Here is a 17,459-nt window from a genome sequence, read left to right as displayed (position 1 = left end):
TTAAAATCCTGATAGTATTTTAGCAACTACTAAACCACCTTCTGTTCCTATAGCAAAGCCTAATAATGACATTATTATTGCTATTGATATGAGATTTTTCGCATAAGCACTCGCCAATATAGTTGAACCACCTATACCACCTATATTAGCTAAAGAAGCTATTGAACATATTGATAAATTTAATCTAAATAGCTTAGCTAAGATTAACATAAGTATCCCATGTACTGCTAATACTATGAAACCACATACTATATAAGTTGGAGCATCACTAAAACCCTTAAAGCTTGAACCTGATGCGATTAGCGCAATTAAAGAGTATAAAAACATATTTGCTAATATATCATCTCCTCTAATCTTAGCTAATGGAGTCATTGCCATTATAAAGCCAAATACTGTAACTATTAATATTCCCCATGTTGATGTAGAGATTAATGTTGTCTCTGGTAAATAATCTGCTAATTCATAAGATATACAACTAGCTGTAAATGCTACACCAATTAATATAAACATTCCTGCAAAATTAATATGGCTTTCTTTTTCTTTAAAAGAAATAGAATTAACATGGTCTTCAATATCAGAAGCCTTTACCCATTTATCAAAAACTTTAGATCTAGAAATCAATGCAAATAAGAAAGCAAACCATACTGTATAGCTTATAGAGTCTGTTAAAAGTATATAACTCATTTGTGTATCTGGTGTCTTTAATGCTTGCTTAACTGCAACCATATTGCCCATACCACCCATCCAGCTTCCTGATAATGCAGCAAATCCTTTCCATGCATCTGGAGCTATATGTTTCCCAACTAATAGATACATTACTATAAAGCCAATAATTATAGTTAATGAGGCTCCAAAGAATGCTATAAGCAATTTCCTACCAAGTTTAACTACTATTCTAATATCACAATTAATTAACATCAAAAATAACATTACAGGTAATATAGTATGCTGTAAGCTTGCTTTTGTTTGCTGTATTTCTGTAGATGTTGTATCCCATAATCCACATATAGATAATATTACGATAATAAAATAAATTAATACTATTGCAGGAACATATTCAAAGAATCTTCGTCTTGATTTAGCTGCTATATAAACAATGATGCTCGCAATTAATAAAAGTGATGATATGTAACCTAAAGATGAACTTATCATATTGATTTTAATCTTCTGACAAAGAAATAATTATAATATAAAAGAGCAGATTATATAATTGTTAAAAGCAATTGATGATTTAAAGAACTGAACTTTTTAATAGCTTTTCTATAGTTGGTATTAACTCTCCTGGAGTTTTTTGTGGTGCAAATCTTTCTATCTGATTACCATCTCTACTTACTAAGAATTTAGTAAAATTCCACTTTATTTTTTCTGTTCCTAAAATACCTTTAGCATTTTCTTTTAGGAATTTATAAATTGGTTCTGCATCTTTTCCATTTACATTAGTTTTCTTCATAATTGGAAAAGTAACATTATAAGTAGTCGAGCAGAAGTTTTTTATTTCCTCATCAGACCCTGGCTCTTGCCCACCAAAAGAGTTACAAGGAAAACCTATTATCTCTAAGTCTTCATACTTTTGATACAGATCTTGTAAGCCTTCATACTGTTTAGTAAATCCACATTTACTAGCTACATTTACTATCAGTAAAACCTTACCTTTTGGTAATTCAAATTCTGATCCATCATTAGCTGTTAATTTAAAATCATAAATACTCATAAACTCTCCTCTATTTAAGATTCTTTATTTTTGTAATTGTTTTGAATTATTTATTATTATATCAAAAATTTCATTAATCATATCTGGAGAAACTCCATTCTCTTCTGCTAACTTTGTATGAGCTTTTTTTAGTTTTGCTTCTCTTTCAGGCACATATATAGGTAAATTATGATGCTTCTTATATTCTCCAACTTTAATAGAAATATCATTTCTTTCAGCAATTAACTTTATTATCTGGCTATCAATATTATTTATTTGATCTCTATATGTATCTAAATTATCTGCATTAACTGCGGTCACAGAGAATATTAATAATGATAATAATGTAATCTTTTTAGTTTTCATATTCATATAATACGCACTCAATACCTTTTAAATTTTTATTCTCAACGAATTTCATTCCTACCTTCTGCATTACTTTAATTGATGCTAAATGATCAACTCCTGTAAAAGCATATATTTTCTTATTGCTTAAATTCACATGTGCCCAACTTAATAAAGCTTCCAAAATTTCAGTTGCATATCCCTTACCCCAGCTCTTATAATCAAGAACATAACCAACTTCTATTTCTTCAATTTCTTTACAGTAAGAAAATCCTGCTCTACCAATAAATTCTTTACTTTCATTAAAAATCATAAAAACTGGAGTTTTATAATTTTTATAACTATTTGTAAATCTTTCTATTAATTTCGGAATATCTTCTTTAGATAGTGCACCATCTGGAAAGAATTCTCTATTTTTAGGATTAGTATCTAAATCTTCTAGTAGTTGTTTATGTCTATCAATATTTTCTAATAACTCAAATGTACATCTAGAAGATTTTGGTAATATCATAATGTCTCTTTCTTGCTACTACTTAGCTTTAAGATTAAAATCATACTAATACATAGTAGAGTTACTTAAATGGAAAATAAAGATATTACGCAGCCTGAGGAAAATATTTCAATACTTAAGCCAAAGGTATGGAAACTGTTTAACTGGATGATATTTTGTTCTTTTATTATAGTCTTCCTAGCTTATATAAATGCTATTTCTTTTGTTATAGGTGTCATTTTTATAATATTCGTAGCTTTATTTATTAAATTAGTTTTAGTTAATAAGCTTCCTCCAATTGATTTCAAAATATATCTAATTGTATTTATTATTATGCTTATAATTTGTGAATATAATCATTTACAAGTTGTTTACTATAAAACCTTTAAAATAGGTCGACTTGATTATGACTCAATAATAGTAGATCCCGGTATTTTCGTGGCAGCACTTTCAAATATTGTGTTCACCACTAAAACACAAGTTGCTCCAGATCTTTTCTTTAGAGAGGATTTCATACAATGGGTTGCTACAAAACTTAATAAATCCCCAGAAAAAGCATTGTTAACTATTCATGCAACTTTTTTTATGATTATTGGTTATTTAGTACCACTAATTATAAATATTTTTTACTCGATGTTATGTGGGGTTATAGCTGTTCGGATAAAACAGTTTATTAGAAGAAATTAATCTAAATAATGACTACCAATACTACTCTCTCTTTTTAGAGCACTTTCAACTGTTAATCTTGCAATTGATACAAGTTTAAATAGAAAATTTAGCTTGCTATCAAAACTAGTTACGGAGATCTTTTTTTCTATTTCGTTATATATAGCATTTATTTCTTCTTGTGCTTCTAAAAGCTTTGCTTTTTTTCTAACCAAACCAACTTTATCCCACATGATTTGTTTTATTTCCTGCACATATTTAGAGGTGTCAAAATTCATGTTACAAAGCATTATCTCTTCATTTATATCAGAATTAGAATCATTTGAAGATAATGGTTTATCTATAATATCTTTAGAAGCTGCTAAAGCATAAACAACACATTCTAATAATGAATTACTAGCTAATCTATTAGCCCCATGCAATCCAGTGTATGAACACTCTCCTATAGCATATAATCCCTCTATAGCTGTTTGTGACTTGCCATTAACTTCTATCCCTCCACAACTATAATGTGCTGCTGGTGCAATAGGGATTCTATCTTTTACAGGATTTATATTATTTTCTAATAATCTTTGATAAATAAATGGAAACCTATCTTCCCATTCAGTTTTATTCATATGTGTAGCATTTAAATAAATAGTGTGACCTTTTTGCATATTTACATAAATCTGTCTAGCCACGATATCTCTCGGCGCCAAATCTTCTAGTTTATGTATAGATTGCATAATTCTATAGCCACTTTCTAATTCTAGTTTAGCACCATTACCTCTGATTGCTTCTGATATCAAAAGTGGCTCACCATTTTTATCAAAAAAACATGTAGGATGAAACTGAGTAAATTCTAAATTCTTTAACTTACAACCAGCATCATGAGCCATTATCATCCCAGAGCCTATAAAAGCATAAGCATTAGTTGAATACTTATAAATTCCTGATGCTCCACCAGTAGCTAAAACTATATTTTTTGAAAATATTTTTAGTATATCCTTTCCGTTATAAGCATATATCCCAGCACATTCATTATCTTTTTTAAAAATCCTAAATGCAGAAGATTGTTTATAAACTGTAAGTTTTTCATGCCCAATTATTTTTTCAAGGAGAGTGGTTTGTATAGCTTTTCCAGTATAGTCTTTTATATGTAAAACCCTACCTAGTGAATGTCCACCCTCTAAATGAAGGCTATATTTACCTTCCTCTCTATCAAAAACAACACCTTTTTTTTCTAACCACTTAATAGCTTTGAATGAATTTCCTACTACATACTTCACACTCTCAAGTTCTGCTGCATTTCCACTAGCAACCATAGTATCTTTAGTATGAAGATCTACAGAGTCTTTTTCTGAAACTACTGCAGCTATGCCACCTTGAGCATAAAAACTAGCAGATATCCCTATATCTTTATCACATAATAAAGCAACATCAAAACCTTGAGATAATAATTCTGTTGCTGTCGCTATTCCAGCCAACCCACTACCAACGATCACTACGTCGTGTTTTTTTGTGATCATGGCTAAAGTTCTATTTGCATAGAAAGATCTATTGCTTTTATATTTTTAGTAATAGCCCCTACTGAAATAAAATCAACTCCAGTTTTTGCTATATCAACAATAGTTTCCTCATCAACATTACCAGAAACTTCTAATAACACATTGTTTTTAGCTAATTCAACGGCTTCTTCAATATCTTTTAAAGAAAAGTTATCTAACATAACTATATCAGCTTTTGCAGCTATAGCTTGATCTAGCTCCTCAAAATTAGTTACTTCAATTTCAACCATTTTAGATTTATGTAGTTTATGAGCTTTAGCTATAGCCTTTTCTATTCCACCAGCAGATCTAATATGATTTTCTTTTATTAAATATGCATCAAAAAGACCAATTCTATGGTTATATCCTCCCCCACATCTAACTGCATATTTCTGAGCTATACGGAATCCAGGGATAGTTTTTCTAGTATCTAAAAGTTTTGTTTTATAATTACTAATTAAGCTTTGTAATATAAAAGTTTCCGTAGCTGTTGCTGAAAGCATTTGTAAAAAATTTAAAGCACTTCTTTCTGCAGTTAATATACTTCTAGCATTTCCAGATAGTTCAAAAATCTTACTGCCTGCAGCCACTTTACTACCATCTTTAAAGTGCCAATGTATTTTAATATTTAAATCAACTTGCTTTAAAACTTCATTTACAAAATCTTGTCCACAAAGAATCATATCACTTCTAGTTATACAAAAAGCTGAAGTATCTATATCCTCAACTAATTCAGCTGTAATATCTCCACTACCAATATCTTCTCTTAAAGCTATTTCTACACTTTCTTTTATGATGTTTGCTGGTACTTTTTCAACTTGGTTTTTATTAAGAATATTTTGAGACATTTCTATACCTCACTAAAGAATTAAAAATTGACCATTCTATCTAAAGGAATTAGAGCCTTTTGACGAATATCTTCATTTACAAAAATTTCATTTTTTTGATCTATTAGGCAAGCTTTTAAGTTTTTTAATTGATTTAGTTTCATCCATGGACATTTAGCACAAGACTGACAAGTTGCCCCTCTCCCTGCTGTTGGCGCAGGAATAAACTCTTTTTTGGGTGATAGTTGTTTCATCTTATAAAATACACCAGTATCTGTAGCCACGATAAATCTATCATTTTCTAACTCTTGACTAGCTTTTATTAACTGTGCCGTAGAACCAACTACATCAGCTCTTTTTACAACCTCAGCTGGAGATTCTGGATGCACTAATACGGCTGCTTCTGGATAGTCTAATATAAGATTGTCTAATGCTTGTGCTTTGAATTCTTCATGAACAATACAACTGCCATCATAGAGAATCATATCTGCTCCAGTCTGCTCTTGTATCCAACCGCCAAGATACTTATCAGGTCCCCAAAGAATTTTCTTTCCTTGTTTATGCAAATATCCACATATTTCTAAAGCATTAGAAGACGTAACAGTCCAATCTGCTAAAGCCTTTATATCAGCTGATGTATTTACATAAACCACAACAGTTCTATCAGGATATTTATCAATAAATTCTTTAAACTTCCCATTACTACAGCTTAGATCTAAAGAGCATTCAGCCTCTAGCATTGGCATAATCACTTTTTTATTAGGGCTTAAGATTTTAGCTGATTCACCCATAAACCTCACCCCAGCGACTATTAAAGTATCACTAGGGCTTTCTAGACCAAATTTAGCCATCGCTAATGAATCCCCAACAAATCCACCTGTTTCTTCAGCAAGTTTTTGAATTTCTGCATCTACATAATAATGAGCAACTAAAGTAGCATTATTTTTCTTTAATAAATTTTTAATTTCTTGGATATATAAACTTTTATCTTCTTCATTTATTAATTCATTTTTTAAGCTTTTTCTAGCTTCTTCTATTTTGCTTAAAATTAAATCTTGATTTAGCATTTAGCTCACCTTTATGATGTTTTATTAAGATTTTATACTTTGTATAAAATACTTAGTTAAACTATCTAAAGCTTCTTCGAAATTATCATTTATTATTTTCTGATCATATTCATCAGCATGTGAAATTTCATTTTCAGCTTGTTCCATACGATGCTTAATAACATCTTTAGAGTCTGTATTTCTTTTAACTAGTCTATTTTTTAATTCTTCTAAAGAAGGAGGAAGTATAAATAAGCTCTTACATTGATCTCTATAAATTTCTCTAGCTTGTCTAGCACCCTGCCAGTCTATTTCTAATATTATATTTTTTCCTTGAGATAAAAGTCTGTCTATCTCATATTTTGATGTACCATAATAATTTTTAAAAACTTTGGCATATTCTATAAAACCATTTTGCCTAAGCATTTGTTCAAACTCAGCAACTGTAACAAAATAATATTCCTTACCATTTGTCTCGCCTAAACGAGATTCTCTTGTAGTATGAGATGTAGCAACCACAAAATCATTTTTACCTATTTTTGTTTCTAAAAAGGCTTTTAGTAAGGAACTTTTGCCAGCGCCAGATGGTGCGGAAACTATAAAGATATAGTTACTCATTTATAGAAATTATAATTAAATAGCTAGTTCGATAAATTATACATACTTAAAGCTTTAAATAGAATAGATTAGCTAGTATTTCATCGAAAAGAAAAAGTAAATAATAAACAGAATCACGAATAGGATTGAACCAATAAAAAACATAGCCCAATATTTATAATCATTTAGTTCTTTTTTAGATTTACTGTAATATTGCTTTCTGAAATGCCCTATGCTTTTCTTATTTTTACTTAGATCATTATAATCGTCTAACCCTCCATAAAAAGCATCATATAATACATTAATAATGGGTAATAAAATTAGACCTACTATACATACAACAAGAAATAGCATACTAAAATTGTTAAGATTTAATTAACTTATTTGTGAAATATTTAATTTTTTACCCGCAACCCAAATTTTCTTTAAGTGATTTATAACTTTAGGAGGCAAATTTGCTGGTAAATCTACTAATGTATGGTCTTTTTGAATAGATATATTACAAATATATTTACTATCTATACCACCTTCATTAGCTATTGCACCAACTATATTTCTAGGTGCAATATCATTATCACGTCCAACATCTACTCTATAAGTACTCAAGTTAATATCAGATGGAACTCTAGATTTTCTAGGTTTTCTATCTTGTCTTGACTCAAATCTAGAAGTATTTTGTCCTCTATTATCTCTTTCTCTTGGTTTTCTTTCTCTTGGAGATCTTTCTTTCTCTTGTTTAGCTTGTATTTCCCTAGGGAAGAATGTCTTATTACCTTGAGCAATTAAAGTCAATGCTGCTAAAAGAGTCTCTGTTTCTAAACCAGTTTCTTCTTTAATTTCTAAAATAGCATCTCTATATTTTTCTAAGCTAGTATTTTTTTCGACAGCACCTAATATTCTAGCCTTAAATTTTTCTATTCTACCAGCAGAAAGTTCCTGAGCTGTAGGCATAAATATTTCTTCAAGCTTTGAACGGGTTACCCTTTCAACTACTCTTAAAAAGCCCATCTCTTTTAATGGAACTAGCGCAATAGACACTCCATCACGACCTGCTCTACCAGTTCTACCTATTCTATGAACATATGAATCTGTATCATTTGGCATATCATAGTTTATTACATGACTAATTCTTTCTAAGTCTATACCTCTAGCAACTACATCTGTAGCAACTAATATACTAGAATTACCATTCTTAAACTGATCGATAATATATTCTCTTTGATTTTGTTGCATATCACCATTTATAGCTGCAACTTTATATCCTAAAGCTTTTAAATTATCCGCAACTTCTATAGTACTTGTTTTTGTCTTAACAAATATAATCACTCCATCAGTTTCTTCTGTTTCAAGAATCCTATCAAGAGCATCTATCTTCTTAAAGCCTTTAATAACTATAAATTTTTGCGTAATTGTATTAGCCGTTTCTGTCTTAGACTTAACTTGAATTTTACAAGGATTTCTAAGGTGTTCTTTTATAATGTTTGCAATATCAGATGGGATTGTGGCTGAAAATAATAATCTTTGACAACTATCATCTATATGACTTAATACCCATTTAACATCATCAATGAAGCCCATTCTTAACATTTCATCAGCTTCATCTAAAACTAGAGTTTTTAAACCATCTAGCTTAAGTGTTCCTTTCTTTATATGATCCATAACTCTGCCAGCAGTACCAACTACTACTTGCACGCCTTCTTTTAAAGCTCTTATTTGGCCACCATACTCTTGACCACCATATATAGATACAACTTTTAAATTTGGAATTCTCTTTGAGAATGCTTCAAATTGCTCTGCTACTTGTATAGCTAATTCTCTAGTAGGCGCTAGTACTAATACTTGCGGCAATCTACTATTTGAACTTAAATCCATATTATTAATAAGAGGTAATGCAAAAGCTGCTGTCTTACCCGTACCCGTTTGTGCCTGACCCAATACATCTCTACCTGATAAAACATAAGGTATTGCATATTGTTGAATTGGCGTTGGGTTTTCATAACCCAATGACTTAACTGTAGATATAATATCTTCATTCAATCCTAATGATTGAAAATCTTTTTTAATTTCAGAATCCATTTATTATTTAACCTAAAAAATATAAGTGAGAAATAAAACCTTTGATAAGTTTTATTTGATTATCCGCGAGAAGTAACTTCTAATAGATGATATCCAAACTGTGTTTTAACTGGTCCATGAACAACATTAAGTTCATCATTGAATACAACTTTATCAAATTCAGGAACCATTTGACCTTGAGAAAAAGTACCTAAATCACCACCTCTTGCTCCAGATGGGCATAAAGAGTGTTTTTTTGCAGCTTCTTCAAATGAAACTTTACCATCAATAATATCTTGTTTGATTTTTTTACATTCTTCTTCAGACTGAACTAACAAGTGTCTTGCAGATGCTTTCATACTACTATTCCTCATTATTGTTTATTACACAATTACAAATTATCAAAGCAAGAATACATTATTTATAAAATATATACAAATAGAAACTAGTCTAACGTCCTATATGAGCTAGTCTTTTTCCACTTCTAAGATTATTCTCAATTTCCTCTAAAGAAACATCTTTAGTTTCTGGAACAAAGAATTTAACAAATACCACACAAATTAAACAAGATATAGCAAATCCAAAGAATGTATTTGCTGGATAGAAAGTTAACCAAGTTAATGCAAAGTTTCCTATAATCGCATTACAAATCCAGTTAGCCATAGTTGAAGCAGTAACACCAAAATCACGACCTTCTACAGGTTGGATTTCAGCACATAGAATCCAAACGACAGGCCCCATAGATATCGCAAATCCAAAAATGAACAATAAGCAGAATATTAAAGCTACCCACTGTAAACTTTCAGAAAGCATCATTGGTTCACCATACATAAAGTGTGTTTTGAAAATCACGCCCACCACTAAACATGATGTTATTAAAAGAGTTAATCCAAAATAAAGTATCGGCTTACGTCCAAATTTATCTACATATCTAATAGCTATAAAAGTAGTCAACATATTTAGTAATCCAATTACTATAGTTGACGTAGCTGGGTTAGTAAAACCTGCCATTCCAAAAATATCTGATGAGTAATACATAAATGCATTCATACCAGTAAATTGTTGAAATGCCTGTAAAGCAATTCCTAAAAGAACTATTTTTATAAAAAACTTATGCTTAAGTAGAGAAAAAACCTTTTCTCCCTTATGCGTTGTTTGTTTAATTTCCTCAAGCTCTCTTGCAGCTGCTACCTCACATAATCTAATTTTTTTAAGAACAAACTCTGCCTCTTCATCTTTACCCTTTAGTACAAGCCATCTTGGACTTCTTGGAAGAGATAAACATCCTAAAAACATTAATACAGATGGTACAGCTAATACAACTAACATCAATCTCCATGAATGAGTATGCTCAAGTGCTGAATTAGTTAAAAATACTAGAAATAATCCTATTGTAATCATTAATTGATACATAGCTATTAAAGCACCTCTGAATTTCTTAGGTGAAATTTCAGATAAATATAATGGTGCAATAAAAGAAGCTATACCAACTGCATTACCAAGTACAAACCTAGAAAAAATAAAAATTTCATAATTTGGTGCAAATATCCCAACTATTGTAAATACTGAAAATATAGCTGCTGCAATTAATAAAACCTTCCTTCTACCAAACCTTTTAGATAAAAATCCACTAACAAGAGCGCCAATGGCAGCTCCTACCAACAACACTCCAGAAACGTGACCTTGTTGATCAATATTAAGACTAAAAGTCTGAGCAATAAACTTTAAAGAGCCATTAACATAACCAATATCCATACCAAATAATAATCCGGCAAGTGCAGCTATAAAAGCTATCCTAATGGTTATAAAATTAATTTTTTCTGGTGTTTCGTTTGTCATAATATGATTCCTCGTGCAAGACAAATATTTATACAGCAAAGTAATTCAATGATATACTAACTATTTTAGATATAGAACATTTATTGTCTTTAAAAACATGTCAAAATTAATTAACTCAAAGAATCAAATTAACTATTCACATCGTAGAAAAAATCCTTTAACTGGAGAGTGGGTTCTTGTTTCTCCACATAGATTATCTAGGCCTTGGCAAGGTCAGGCAGAAAAAGAAAATACTAATATTTCCCCTGAATATGATTCTAGTTGTTATCTATGTCCTGAAAACAAAAGAGCAAATGATGAAATAAATCCAAAGTATAATGAGACTTTTATTTTTGAAAATGATTTTTCAGCTTTAACTAAAGAAAACTCTAATCAAATTTATAATTCAGATGAACTATTCCAATTAGAAGAAGCTAATGGGATTGCTAAAGTTATTTGTTTTTCTCCAAAACATAACTTAACTATGGCTTCTATGGAAATTGAAGACATTAAAAAAGTCATAGATCTTTGGGTTTCAGAAGTTGATAATTTGAGTAAACAGTATCAATGGGTACAGGTATTTGAAAATAAAGGCTCTATAATGGGTTGCTCAAACCCTCACCCTCATGGGCAAATTTGGGCTTGTGACTTTTTACCGACTGAGGCTGAAAAAGAATACATTCATCAAAAAGATTTTTACAAGAGTCATAATAAAAATTTACTTCTTGAATATGTAAACAGAGAAATTAAAGAAAAAGATCGTATAGTAGCTAAAAATGGTGATTGGGTAGTTGTGGTTCCTTTTTGGGCAACTTGGCCTTATGAAACATTACTTCTTCCAAGATTTCCATGCTGTCATCTAAATTATCTGAGTAAGAGACAGATTGAAAACCTTTCTAAAATATTAAAAATCCTTTTAGTTAAATACGATAAACTATTTAATACTTCATTCCCTTACTCAATGGGATGGCATGGCTCTCCCTTTGCTCAAAAAAATGATTTCTGGCAATTACATGCTCATTTCTATCCACCATTATTAAGGTCAGCCACTGTGAAAAAATTTATGGTCGGTTTTGAAATGCTTGGTGAATCTCAAAGAGATATAACTCCTGAGCTTGCTGCTGAAACATTAAGAAATATTGAGGTCGATATCTAGTGTCTGAAATGAATATATTTGATGAGTTTAAAAAGCTTTATTCAAAAAATCCTGAAATATACTTTTCGCCTGGACGTGTAAATATAATTGGAGAACATACTGATTATAATAACGGTTTCGTAATGCCTATAGCTATAAATATGGGAACTTTTATTGCTATAGCTAAGAACAGCGATTCCCATATAAATGTATATAGTAAAAACTTAAATGACAGATTTTCTTTTAATCCTAAGAATGTAGAAAAAAAACTAGAAAACTCATGGCAAAACTATATTAAAGGAACTATTAAAACAGTAATTGATAGATCATTATCTAAAGAATATTCAAATGTAGATATATACATATATAGCAATTTACCGTTTGGTGCTGGACTATCTTCATCTGCCTCACTAACTACAGCTCTTGCTTATGCCTATAATCAAATAAATAAATTAAATCTATCTCCTTTAGAAATAACTAAAATAGCTCAATTTGTTGAACATAAATACATTGGCACGAAATGTGGAATTATGGATCAAATGGCATGCGTTTTTTCCAGCAAAGATAATGCAACATTAATAGATTGTGAAAATTTTTCCTACAAAAATATTCCTTTTAATTTAAATGATACTTATTTATTAATTTGTGATACTAACATTAAGCATAACCTTGCTGAGTCTGCTTATAATCAACGTAGACAAGATTGTGAAAGTATTGCTAGTTTTAATGGTTTACAATCATTAAGAGAGTTAACAGATGACTCTTTAAGTATTACAAATGAAAACTTTTCTAAAGAAAAATATCTCTTAGCAAAACATGTGTTCACCGAAAATAATAGAGTCCTTAATGCTGCTAATGCAATGCAAGAAAAAGATTGGCAAAAGCTTGGGCAGCTTATGTATCAATCCCATGATTCTTTAAAAAATGATTATAAAGTCAGCTGTGATGAGCTTGATTATTTAGTAGAACTTTCTAAAACTTTTGATGGCGTTTATGGAGCAAGAATGACAGGTGGTGGTTTTGGTGGAAGCACCATTCATCTAGTTAAAGAAAATGTTTTAGAAAAATACAAAGACTACTTAGAAGAAAATTATTTTAATAGATTTAAAATAAAACCTTTGTTTTATATATCAAAAGCTTGCAATGGTACTCATAAAGTTGTAAACCATAATTAATGATCTAAAATATTTTGGAGCAAAACATGAAAAAACTTAATATTATATTATTAACACTCTCTTTTATTCCTGCAGTTTCTTTTGCAAAAGATCACGATTGTAGCAAGTTAGATACCCTTAACTATACAATCACTTCCGAAAAAACTATAAAAGCAAATGATGCTTCTGTAATTGTAGAGCTAAATGCTACAATAGTTCCTGATGATTTATCAAAAGTTCAGCAGCAAACAAAAGAAGCTCTAAATAAAATTACGAATACTAAAGATTGGGATACATATAGCTATAGTCAAAATAAAACTCCTAATGATTTGATAAATGTAGATATCTTATTTAAGAATCGCTTAACTTCTGATCAAATAAATAATCTTACAACAAAGCTTCCTTCATTAAGTTCAAATGGTAAAAAATATCAAATCTCATCTATCGATTACAAACCTACTTTAGAACAAATTGAAAATACTAAAAATGACCTAAGATTAGAAATGCTAGCTGAAGCTAAAGAACAAACTAAAAACTTAAATCAAAAATTTGATGAGAAATATACTATTCATGACATCACATTCTCTTCATACCAGTCTAAGCAGATTATGAGAAATGATACTGTTAATTTAATGAGTGTAGCTAGAGCCTCAAATTATAGTCAACAACCAATGGATGTTGCTACAGAAATAACTCTTAATGCTGATATAAAATTAGCAAAAGCTAATTCTTAATTTTTGCTATAAACAATTATAAATATTTAATCTAACTGATATTCTTTCAAAAGTATTTTAATTATCAAGATATTGAATGTTTTATAAACATTATAAGTTCTTTTTTATACTCTTGTTGCTTATACCAAGTATATGTTTTAGTTCTGAGACACTAGAGCAAGAAGATGTATTAGATCAAAGTGAATATTATAATGTCTATAATTTTGACAACATGAATACCAAAGATTTTGAGCCTGCTCCTTTTATAGGAATAAGTGGTGGATGGGGGCAAGCTACTTCATCACCAGCGGGTGGAGTAATATTTGCTACCGCAGGTTATAGATTTACAGAAAGTTTTGCGGCTGAATTTGGTTATTCAGGAATAATATCAAATGCTTACTCTACAACTCAAGTAAACAATAATTATATGGGAATACTGAAATATTATTATAAAATAAATGACTATCTAGAACTTGGTGCTGGAGTGGGAGCTGGACTTAGTCACAATAGCATAAAAAATATTGAAAATGCTAAAGGAGCTCCTTCTTCTTACCTTGAAAGTAATAACACCCAAACTGGCTTTGTAGTTTTTCCATTTAGTATAGGAACACCTATTAAATTTATTGATAATTTAAGTTTAGGAGTTAATTATATTTATGCGAGAACTTTTAATGGAGTTTCTGTAAATATTGTAACTACTGGATTAATATATTCTTTTCTATAACTCAATCTCTTCTAAAACTTTTAGCGTCTTTTTTATAATTATCTCTTTCTCTTGAGCAGTATATTCTTTAGTTTTTAAGTTACCCCATACTGGAGCTGGCCATGCTGGATCAGTTTTAAAACGCCCCACCACATGTATATGCATTTGTTTAACCACATTTCCAAGAGTAGCAATATTAAGCTTATGAACCTTATACTCTTTCTCTAAAAACACAGATAGCTTATTCATAATGCTATTTATATTGTATTGTACAGAATCATCCAACTGGTACCATTCTGTCTTCTCTGTGAAAGGAACAATTATAAACCAAGGAACAGAAGAGTTATTTATAACTAAAACTTTACAGTCTAAAATCTCAGCCACTTCAAAAGTATCATTTTCTAATCTTTGATCTAGCTTAAACATTAAAATACTCCCTAACTTTTTCTAAATCTGCTAAAGTATCAACTCCAGCCGGTGTGCTTTCTAGCGCATGTTCTATCGCTATCTTCTTACTATGCCAAAGAACTCTTAATTGCTCTAAAGATTCATACTGCTCAATAGGTGAGCGAGAAAGTTCTGAATATTGTTTAAGAAACTCAACTCTATAGCCATAAATTCCTATATGTCTAAAATATTCAGCCTTGTTTACTATATTATCCTCTGAAAATCCTCTTTCCCAAGGAATTGGAGCCCTACTAAAATATAGCGCATATTTATTATCATCAAAAACTACTTTTACATTATTAGGATTATAAACATCCTTACTCGAAGTGATTTGTTCACATAAAGTAGAAACTACAGCCTCTGTTTTTTGCTCTAATAAATTAGCAGCTTGCTCTATATTTTTAATAGGTATTAATGGCTCATCTCCTTGGACATTAACAACTATATCATTATTTAATAATCCAATTTTTTCTACTGCTTCAGCAATTCTATCTGTTCCTGATTCATGATTTTCTGCAGTCATAACAACTTTTGCACCAAACTCTTCGGCTTTGTTTTTAATCTCTACAGAGTCTGTAGCTATTATGACATCATCAAAGCCTTTAGCCTGTATAGCTTGTTCATAAACTCTCTGGATCATAGGCTTCCCTGCTATATCTAGTAACATTTTATTCGGAAGTCTTGTTGATTTTAACCTTGCAGGTATAACAATATATTTAGCCATATTTCTTTATCTCTTCAATATTTAACTTTTGAGCTTCTTCTACTAACATAACTGGAATATTATTTTTTATTGGATAAGCTAACTTATCAGCTTTGCAAACTAATATATTTTTTGCTTTATCATAATGTAAATTTGATTTACAAACTGGGCACACTAACATATTTAATATTGATTGATCCATTATTTAACCTCTATAATAAATTCAAATTTGCCATCATTTTCTTTACTTGCTTTAACTATACTATAACCATTTACTCTACACCAAGCAGGAATATCATGCATAGTTCCAGGATCTGTACAAATAACTTTTAAGATCTCACCAGACTTCATACTTCTTAGTTTATTTTGAGTTTTTATAACTGGCATAGGACACAATAGTCTTTCTAGTTTCAGTTCTTGCATATCAGACATACCACTCTTCTTTTATATCATCACTAGCCATTGGCTTTATTGTGACTTCTTTATTTGTGCCATCAAGATATCCAAAAACTATTATTACACTATCAGCTGTTTTTCCTTGAGTAAATCTTCCAATAATACTAGCTGTAAGTTCTTCATCGTTCTTATCAAACTTTCCATCTATTAAAACTAATGGGCCAGAATGTGATGAGCAATATGCGCTAACAAACTGATTTTTATAACCATTTAAATAATTATTCTCACCCTCTTCTCTTCCAACGATTAATTTAAAATCTGGTTTAAAGCGAATATGTCTACCAACTTTTAAAAGCATAATGTCATCAAACTCATAATCTCTAGAATTTCTTGACTTCCATAAATCAACTAGTTTGTCAGAATATTGTTTATCTGTTAAAAAACAACAACCACCTGCAGGAGAAGCATAATCATCAATACCCCAGTCTTTGGCAAGTTTCATCTGATCTTTTCGTCCTCTACCAGTTATGCCTAAAAGCTTAGACCTATCAACCCAACCTTCTCTTTCTGGCTTAGTTTCCGGCAAATTAAGAGCACTCAAAGGTCTTAATAACAAATCATCAATTCCTGATTGTTTCTGAACAACTGGCATTGTGTCCTTTCTTTGAGACATCGGTCTTTGACCTATAACCTCACCAGTTATAATAAAATCAAAGCCATTTTCTTTAGCCCATTCTTTTGCTTTACGAACCATAAAGATTTTACAATCAAGACATGGATTCATATTAGCACCATATCCATATTTAGGATTCAAAAGCACGTCTTTATACTCTTCAATCACATCTATTATATGTAGTTGGATACCAAGCTGCTCTGCCACCCAAAGAGCATTATTCCTTTTTTGCTTATTTTCTTTCTGCTTACGAATAGCATGGGTATGTCCTTCAACACAAAAACCTGTAAAAAAGTTAATTCCTTCAACGTGGATACCCTGATCTTGCATTAGTTTTGTCGCTAACATGGAATCTAAGCCGCCAGAAATTAGAGATACCGCTTTTATTTGTTTTTTATTCATGAAAATTAAATTTATATTTTATATTTTTTTATAAATTATCCTAATTCTAACATTATCATTTTTTTTTAACTAC

The 17,459-nt window shown here is 30.4% G+C and carries 22 protein-coding genes; 5 read left to right on the top strand and 17 right to left on the bottom strand.

Annotated elements, in window-relative coordinates:
* From DNK87_RS00930 to DNK87_RS00915, 4 genes are all read right to left on the bottom strand, one after another.
* On the bottom strand, window positions 1–1,152 hold the full coding sequence (locus tag DNK87_RS00930) for a DUF819 family protein (RefSeq protein ID WP_119330652.1): 1,152 nt from the start codon (window positions 1,150–1,152) through the stop codon (window positions 1–3).
* A gap of 79 nt (window positions 1,153–1,231) precedes the next feature.
* On the bottom strand, window positions 1,232–1,711 hold the full coding sequence (locus tag DNK87_RS00925) for a glutathione peroxidase (RefSeq protein WP_119330653.1): 480 nt from the start codon (window positions 1,709–1,711) through the stop codon (window positions 1,232–1,234).
* Between the two features lie 24 nt (window positions 1,712–1,735).
* Complete coding sequence (locus DNK87_RS00920) at window positions 1,736–2,056, bottom strand: chorismate mutase (protein ID WP_159240177.1); 321 nt, start codon at window positions 2,054–2,056, stop codon at window positions 1,736–1,738.
* Window positions 2,046–2,546: a GNAT family N-acetyltransferase gene (locus tag DNK87_RS00915; RefSeq protein WP_119330655.1), complete on the bottom strand. Its 501-nt coding sequence runs from the start codon at window positions 2,544–2,546 to the stop codon at window positions 2,046–2,048. The genes DNK87_RS00920 and DNK87_RS00915 overlap by 11 nt, the downstream gene beginning before the upstream one ends.
* Before the next feature lie 69 nt (window positions 2,547–2,615).
* Between DNK87_RS00915 and DNK87_RS00910 the strand changes: the two genes are divergently transcribed.
* A complete protein-coding gene (locus tag DNK87_RS00910) occupies window positions 2,616–3,212 on the top strand; it encodes a hypothetical protein (RefSeq protein WP_119330656.1) in 597 nt (198 codons plus the stop codon).
* Here the strand turns inward: DNK87_RS00910 and nadB are convergent.
* The 8 genes from nadB to DNK87_RS00870 form a co-directional block, all read right to left on the bottom strand.
* Window positions 3,209–4,699 (bottom strand): L-aspartate oxidase, encoded by a 1,491-nt coding sequence (nadB, locus tag DNK87_RS00905; protein ID WP_119330657.1) that lies wholly within the window; start codon window positions 4,697–4,699, stop codon window positions 3,209–3,211. The genes DNK87_RS00910 and nadB overlap by 4 nt on opposite strands.
* Window positions 4,700–4,701: 2 nt before the next feature.
* Window positions 4,702–5,565: a carboxylating nicotinate-nucleotide diphosphorylase gene (gene nadC / locus DNK87_RS00900; protein WP_119330658.1), complete on the bottom strand. Its 864-nt coding sequence runs from the start codon at window positions 5,563–5,565 to the stop codon at window positions 4,702–4,704.
* A 20-nt stretch (window positions 5,566–5,585) separates the two neighbouring features.
* Window positions 5,586–6,611 (bottom strand): quinolinate synthase NadA, encoded by a 1,026-nt coding sequence (gene nadA / locus DNK87_RS00895; protein WP_119330659.1) that lies wholly within the window; start codon window positions 6,609–6,611, stop codon window positions 5,586–5,588.
* 24 nt (window positions 6,612–6,635) lie between these two features.
* Window positions 6,636–7,208: a guanylate kinase gene (gene gmk / locus DNK87_RS00890; protein ID WP_119330660.1), complete on the bottom strand. Its 573-nt coding sequence runs from the start codon at window positions 7,206–7,208 to the stop codon at window positions 6,636–6,638.
* Between the two features lie 72 nt (window positions 7,209–7,280).
* Window positions 7,281–7,541 (bottom strand): hypothetical protein, encoded by a 261-nt coding sequence (locus DNK87_RS00885; RefSeq protein WP_119330661.1) that lies wholly within the window; start codon window positions 7,539–7,541, stop codon window positions 7,281–7,283.
* A gap of 21 nt (window positions 7,542–7,562) precedes the next feature.
* Entirely contained in the window at window positions 7,563–9,263 is a 1,701-nt protein-coding gene (locus DNK87_RS00880) for a DEAD/DEAH box helicase (RefSeq protein ID WP_119330662.1), read from the bottom strand.
* Between the two features lie 59 nt (window positions 9,264–9,322).
* Window positions 9,323–9,601 carry a peptidylprolyl isomerase gene (locus DNK87_RS00875; RefSeq protein WP_071664327.1) on the bottom strand — a complete coding sequence of 93 codons (279 nt, stop codon included), beginning with the start codon at window positions 9,599–9,601 and terminating at the stop codon, window positions 9,323–9,325.
* A gap of 91 nt (window positions 9,602–9,692) precedes the next feature.
* A complete protein-coding gene (locus DNK87_RS00870) occupies window positions 9,693–11,081 on the bottom strand; it encodes a sugar porter family MFS transporter (protein ID WP_119330663.1) in 1,389 nt (462 codons plus the stop codon).
* A 97-nt stretch (window positions 11,082–11,178) separates the two neighbouring features.
* On the opposite strand from DNK87_RS00870, the gene DNK87_RS00865 reads away from it, so the two are divergent.
* From DNK87_RS00865 to DNK87_RS00850, 4 genes are all read left to right on the top strand, one after another.
* Window positions 11,179–12,216, top strand: coding sequence for a UDP-glucose--hexose-1-phosphate uridylyltransferase (locus DNK87_RS00865; protein ID WP_119330664.1), 1,038 nt, complete (start codon window positions 11,179–11,181; stop codon window positions 12,214–12,216).
* Between the two features lie 8 nt (window positions 12,217–12,224).
* Entirely contained in the window at window positions 12,225–13,370 is a 1,146-nt protein-coding gene (gene galK, locus DNK87_RS00860) for a galactokinase (protein ID WP_119330843.1), read from the top strand.
* A 26-nt stretch (window positions 13,371–13,396) separates the two neighbouring features.
* Window positions 13,397–14,083 (top strand): hypothetical protein, encoded by a 687-nt coding sequence (locus DNK87_RS00855; protein WP_119330665.1) that lies wholly within the window; start codon window positions 13,397–13,399, stop codon window positions 14,081–14,083.
* Between the two features lie 76 nt (window positions 14,084–14,159).
* Complete coding sequence (locus DNK87_RS00850; RefSeq protein WP_119330666.1) at window positions 14,160–14,786, top strand: outer membrane beta-barrel protein; 627 nt, start codon at window positions 14,160–14,162, stop codon at window positions 14,784–14,786.
* Here the strand turns inward: DNK87_RS00850 and DNK87_RS00845 are convergent.
* From DNK87_RS00845 to DNK87_RS00825, 5 genes are read right to left on the bottom strand one after another with little or no spacing between them, the layout of a single operon-like run.
* A complete protein-coding gene (locus tag DNK87_RS00845; protein ID WP_119330667.1) occupies window positions 14,781–15,191 on the bottom strand; it encodes an HIT family protein in 411 nt (136 codons plus the stop codon). The two genes, DNK87_RS00850 and DNK87_RS00845, sit on opposite strands and share 6 nt — an antisense overlap.
* The gene (gene kdsB, locus DNK87_RS00840) at window positions 15,184–15,936 is read right to left on the bottom strand and encodes a 3-deoxy-manno-octulosonate cytidylyltransferase (protein WP_119330668.1); all 753 of its coding nucleotides are present in this window, start codon (window positions 15,934–15,936) and stop codon (window positions 15,184–15,186) included. The genes DNK87_RS00845 and kdsB overlap by 8 nt, the downstream gene beginning before the upstream one ends.
* Window positions 15,929–16,117, bottom strand: coding sequence for a Trm112 family protein (locus tag DNK87_RS00835; RefSeq protein ID WP_119330669.1), 189 nt, complete (start codon window positions 16,115–16,117; stop codon window positions 15,929–15,931). Before DNK87_RS00835 ends, kdsB begins: the two co-directional genes overlap by 8 nt.
* Window positions 16,117–16,347, bottom strand: a complete 231-nt coding sequence (locus DNK87_RS00830; protein WP_119330670.1) for a sulfurtransferase TusA family protein — start codon at window positions 16,345–16,347, stop codon at window positions 16,117–16,119. Before DNK87_RS00830 ends, DNK87_RS00835 begins: the two co-directional genes overlap by 1 nt.
* On the bottom strand, window positions 16,340–17,386 hold the full coding sequence (locus DNK87_RS00825) for a tRNA (5-methylaminomethyl-2-thiouridylate)-methyltransferase (protein ID WP_119330671.1): 1,047 nt from the start codon (window positions 17,384–17,386) through the stop codon (window positions 16,340–16,342). Before DNK87_RS00825 ends, DNK87_RS00830 begins: the two co-directional genes overlap by 8 nt.
* Window positions 17,387–17,459: the final 73 nt, after the last annotated feature.

It is taken from the genome of Pseudofrancisella aestuarii (assembly GCF_003574475.2).
In the GTDB taxonomy this organism is placed as follows: Bacteria; Pseudomonadota; Gammaproteobacteria; order Francisellales; family Francisellaceae; genus Francisella; species Francisella aestuarii.
Note: the sequence above shows the minus strand (reverse complement) of the source record. Positions and strands in the feature narration are given on the sequence as shown.

Bases quoted from the DNA above. Each gene is read 5' to 3' on its own strand.
- DNK87_RS00835 (WP_119330669.1), bottom strand. From the start codon at position 16,117: ATGGATCAATCAATATTAAATATGTTAGTGTGCCCAGTTTGTAAATCA.
- nadA (WP_119330659.1), bottom strand. From the start codon at position 6,611: ATGCTAAATCAAGATTTAATTTTAAGCAAAATAGAAGAAGCTAGAAAA.
- DNK87_RS00910 (WP_119330656.1), top strand. From the start codon at position 2,616: ATGGAAAATAAAGATATTACGCAGCCTGAGGAAAATATTTCAATACTT.
- DNK87_RS00845 (WP_119330667.1), bottom strand. From the start codon at position 15,191: ATGTTTAAGCTAGATCAAAGATTAGAAAATGATACTTTTGAAGTGGCT.
- DNK87_RS00830 (WP_119330670.1), bottom strand. From the start codon at position 16,347: ATGTCTGATATGCAAGAACTGAAACTAGAAAGACTATTGTGTCCTATG.
- DNK87_RS00865 (WP_119330664.1), top strand. From the start codon at position 11,179: ATGTCAAAATTAATTAACTCAAAGAATCAAATTAACTATTCACATCGT.
- DNK87_RS00925 (WP_119330653.1), bottom strand. From the start codon at position 1,711: ATGAGTATTTATGATTTTAAATTAACAGCTAATGATGGATCAGAATTT.
- DNK87_RS00850 (WP_119330666.1), top strand. From the start codon at position 14,160: ATGTTTTATAAACATTATAAGTTCTTTTTTATACTCTTGTTGCTTATA.
- DNK87_RS00930 (WP_119330652.1), bottom strand. From the start codon at position 1,152: ATGATAAGTTCATCTTTAGGTTACATATCATCACTTTTATTAATTGCG.
- DNK87_RS00880 (WP_119330662.1), bottom strand. From the start codon at position 9,263: ATGGATTCTGAAATTAAAAAAGATTTTCAATCATTAGGATTGAATGAA.
- kdsB (WP_119330668.1), bottom strand. From the start codon at position 15,936: ATGGCTAAATATATTGTTATACCTGCAAGGTTAAAATCAACAAGACTT.
- DNK87_RS00920 (WP_159240177.1), bottom strand. From the start codon at position 2,056: ATGAAAACTAAAAAGATTACATTATTATCATTATTAATATTCTCTGTG.
- DNK87_RS00915 (WP_119330655.1), bottom strand. From the start codon at position 2,546: ATGATATTACCAAAATCTTCTAGATGTACATTTGAGTTATTAGAAAAT.
- nadB (WP_119330657.1), bottom strand. From the start codon at position 4,699: ATGATCACAAAAAAACACGACGTAGTGATCGTTGGTAGTGGGTTGGCT.
- DNK87_RS00885 (WP_119330661.1), bottom strand. From the start codon at position 7,541: ATGCTATTTCTTGTTGTATGTATAGTAGGTCTAATTTTATTACCCATT.
- gmk (WP_119330660.1), bottom strand. From the start codon at position 7,208: ATGAGTAACTATATCTTTATAGTTTCCGCACCATCTGGCGCTGGCAAA.
- DNK87_RS00875 (WP_071664327.1), bottom strand. From the start codon at position 9,601: ATGAAAGCATCTGCAAGACACTTGTTAGTTCAGTCTGAAGAAGAATGT.
- nadC (WP_119330658.1), bottom strand. From the start codon at position 5,565: ATGTCTCAAAATATTCTTAATAAAAACCAAGTTGAAAAAGTACCAGCA.
- DNK87_RS00870 (WP_119330663.1), bottom strand. From the start codon at position 11,081: ATGACAAACGAAACACCAGAAAAAATTAATTTTATAACCATTAGGATA.
- galK (WP_119330843.1), top strand. From the start codon at position 12,225: ATGAATATATTTGATGAGTTTAAAAAGCTTTATTCAAAAAATCCTGAA.
- DNK87_RS00855 (WP_119330665.1), top strand. From the start codon at position 13,397: ATGAAAAAACTTAATATTATATTATTAACACTCTCTTTTATTCCTGCA.
- DNK87_RS00825 (WP_119330671.1), bottom strand. From the start codon at position 17,386: ATGAATAAAAAACAAATAAAAGCGGTATCTCTAATTTCTGGCGGCTTA.